This is a genomic window from Acinetobacter sp. NIOH-H-8 (assembly GCF_046635365.1).
In the GTDB taxonomy this organism is placed as follows: Bacteria; Pseudomonadota; Gammaproteobacteria; order Pseudomonadales; family Moraxellaceae; genus Acinetobacter.
Genome location: NZ_JBHDVN010000099.1, coordinates 1 through 2,772, shown reverse-complemented (window position 1 = coordinate 2,772; position 2,772 = coordinate 1). Strand labels below are relative to the sequence as shown.

4 protein-coding genes and 1 pseudogene are annotated in these 2,772 nt (G+C 38.7%); all 5 read left to right on the top strand.

What is annotated here, in order from left to right:
• Nucleotides 1–160 precede the first annotated feature (160 nt).
• The 5 genes and pseudogenes from ACEWB7_RS17100 to ACEWB7_RS17080 all read left to right on the top strand — a co-directional run bounded on the left by ACEWB7_RS17100 (nucleotide 161) and on the right by ACEWB7_RS17080 (nucleotide 2,565).
• Nucleotides 161–520: a roadblock/LC7 domain-containing protein gene (locus ACEWB7_RS17100; protein ID WP_312310236.1), complete on the top strand. Its 360-nt coding sequence runs from the start codon at nucleotides 161–163 to the stop codon at nucleotides 518–520.
• Nucleotides 521–846: 326 nt separating this feature from the next.
• Nucleotides 847–1,311 carry a hypothetical protein gene (locus tag ACEWB7_RS17095; RefSeq protein ID WP_312310235.1) on the top strand — a complete coding sequence of 155 codons (465 nt, stop codon included), beginning with the start codon at nucleotides 847–849 and terminating at the stop codon, nucleotides 1,309–1,311.
• Between the two features lie 138 nt (nucleotides 1,312–1,449).
• Nucleotides 1,450–1,584: a hypothetical protein gene (locus tag ACEWB7_RS17090; protein WP_312310234.1), complete on the top strand. Its 135-nt coding sequence runs from the start codon at nucleotides 1,450–1,452 to the stop codon at nucleotides 1,582–1,584.
• A gap of 14 nt (nucleotides 1,585–1,598) precedes the next feature.
• Nucleotides 1,599–2,141: pseudogene (locus ACEWB7_RS17085) on the top strand (GTP-binding protein).
• A gap of 10 nt (nucleotides 2,142–2,151) precedes the next feature.
• Complete coding sequence (locus ACEWB7_RS17080) at nucleotides 2,152–2,565, top strand: roadblock/LC7 domain-containing protein (RefSeq protein ID WP_312310233.1); 414 nt, start codon at nucleotides 2,152–2,154, stop codon at nucleotides 2,563–2,565.
• Nucleotides 2,566–2,772: the final 207 nt, after the last annotated feature.

Below are 2,772 nucleotides of genomic sequence, written 5' to 3'. Positions count from 1 at the left end.
TTAAAATGCTGTGCTGCTTTTCGCACAGACATTTTATCTCTAGTCATAATTTCTATGACTTTGTCTTTAAAATCTTTTGAATATCCCATGTTTCTATTGTTCTATATTTTTAAGTATTTGGCTATATCGCATCAACTATTTTTATAACAGGAAAATAATTATGGCTAAGGTAACCTTAGATACACTTACAGACATTGATGGTTTCGTTGCTGCAGCATTAGCTGATGGTGAAAGCGGCTTGGCTCTGGCAACTCAAGGTGGTGGCAATATCGATCTTGAACTTGCAGCAGCCGAGAATACAGAAGTGGTTCGCGCAAAACGCCGTGTAGCGAATTCATTAAACCTGAATGACTCGATTGAAGATATTCTGACTACGCTGGGCAAGCAATATCATCTGATTCGCCCACTTGAAAAGAATAACAATGTATTCCTGTATCTTGTACTGGACCGCTTTAACGCAAACCTGACTATGGCTCGTCATGAGCTTAAATCTTTTGAACAAGGTTTAGACTTCAGCTAATACACAGTTTCCCCCTTTATTTCATGCAATAAAGGGGATCCTTATACGCTTCACCCAATAAAATATAAACTTTAATCGAGACTTAAAATGCATAGGCATTATATTCATATTGGAATAGCAGGTTTAAGTATTCACGATGCAGATGAACTAAAAAAACTTTACAACACATCACTCCTGACCATTTTATCCTGCAATGGAACACTGCTTCCGATCCTCATCTCGATTGCCTGTTTGTATGTGAATACTTTCTTGAAACAGAGGGTATTCAACGTGTACTCAAAAACCAAAAATGCCCTTATTTATGCATCTCTAAAAATGCTCAATACTTGAACCAGATTATAAATAATACGCTCGCTTTGCCCCTGCAAAACACACAAATTCTCAAGCACTGGTTTGAACAAAATGTCCTTAATTCAGAAATTACCTCAGAAATAGAAGAACCTATATTTTCAGCTCCTATTCAGATCCAGCAATCTTCTGACCATCCCTACACGATTAACTTTTTTAAAGAGATGCTGCATCCTGAAAAAGGTAAATTACATCTCTATGATCAGCATGGCACCATTGCCATTATTGACTCAGCAAAAAACCTGGCCTGGTTAAACAAAGACCGGGCTGAAACAAGCACAGACTTTTCTTTTCAATATGATTTCGCATCCACTAGTGACCTTTTTAAAGTGACACGTAGAGAAACACAGATTCTGCAAGACTGGTTATGGAATTTCTTCTGGAATTCGCCTAGTTTTGCTCAGATCGCACCCGAAGATGGTCACTACAAAATTCATTACTAGCCAAAGCCGGCCCATCCACTCCATAAAAAACGTATTTTTCAGATATCTGCCTGCTTTATTCAAGGCGCTAAAATTTCAAAAATTGCTGAGCAACATGCTATTTCCTTACTTACGCTTCGACAATTTATCGCAGCCAGCATGGCTTCAGGAAATATTGAAAAAATTAATGCTTTGGAAAGTCGTTATCGCACCACTGAGCCAGTTGAAAGAACAGAACAGCAAAGTTTCATTAAAAGCTTTTTTGAAAAGCTACGATTTAAATTTGGATTTTAATAAAGTAAATACTTATGATTTTACAACAATATAAAATCGTTTTTGCGGGCTCCATAGGCGCAGCTAAAACAGCCGCGATACGTTCCTTATCTGATATTCCAGTGTTACTCACTGAGGCACTGAATACTGACGACCGCAGCCATACAAAAATAGAAACCACGGTAGGAATTGATTATGGTGAGATCACATTAGAAGATGGAACTAAAATTGGTCTGTATGGTACGCCAGGACAAAGCCGCTTTGACTTTATCTGGCCTGTCATCTGTCAAGGCGCACTAGGTGCTATTATTCTCATTGATCATACAGTGAATAATCCGATCCAGGAACTGGAAAGCTATATCGAAGTATTCCAGGAATATACCAATAATATTGCCATTGGGATTACGCATAGTGATCTTGAAAGCCCTCATTTTATCCAGATTTATAAGGATTAGCTGATCCAGCAGGATCTCTATACTCCCCTTTTTTTTATAGATGCACGTCAAAAAGATGACATCTTGCTTCTCTTAGAAGCCCTCATTACTTCAATCGAAGTCAACCATAACCTCATGAGCTAAGGATTAAAGCATGCTTACTATACAAGAAAAACGTCAAACCCCGGAAGCCCTCGTTCAGCATGCCAAACAGCAAATTCAGGAGATCATTAGCAATGTTCGTGGCATATATTATGTAATGGTCTGCTCAACAGATGGGTTTGAATTGGCCACAATTCATAAGAAAGATAACTATAACAACAGCAAGCTGGCTGCTGTGAGTAGCTCGATTTTAGCGATGGTTTCTGCATTTACTAAAGAGATCCATCTTACTGGCTGTCAGAGCATTACTTTGGATGCAGAAAATGGTAAACCCATTTTGACAGCGGTTGCAGCACCGAAACACCCTCTTATTCTGGTTACTTTGGCTGAAAAAGATATTTCATTAGGCCAGGCACTGTATATGCTAAAGAATGCAACACAATCCATTATCACGGCAGATCAATAAGCAGATCAATAAATAACTAGATTCATAAAAGGCTTAAATTGAATTTAAGCCTTTTTATCTTGTTTTATTAAATCTCACACATAAAAAAAGCCCCCTGCGTGAGCAGAGGGCTTTTGGAATAATGAGCTGGCGATGACTTACTCTCACATGGGAGACCCCACACTACCATCAGCGCTAAGAGGTTTCACTTCTGAGTTCGGGAAGGGA

What these genes read in the sequence shown, in the direction of transcription:
- ACEWB7_RS17080 (WP_312310233.1), top strand. Translation starts at nt 2,152, where the DNA reads ATGCTTACTATACAAGAAAAACGTCAAACCCCGGAAGCCCTCGTTCAG.
- ACEWB7_RS17090 (WP_312310234.1), top strand. Translation starts at nt 1,450, where the DNA reads ATGGCTTCAGGAAATATTGAAAAAATTAATGCTTTGGAAAGTCGTTAT.
- ACEWB7_RS17100 (WP_312310236.1), top strand. Translation starts at nt 161, where the DNA reads ATGGCTAAGGTAACCTTAGATACACTTACAGACATTGATGGTTTCGTT.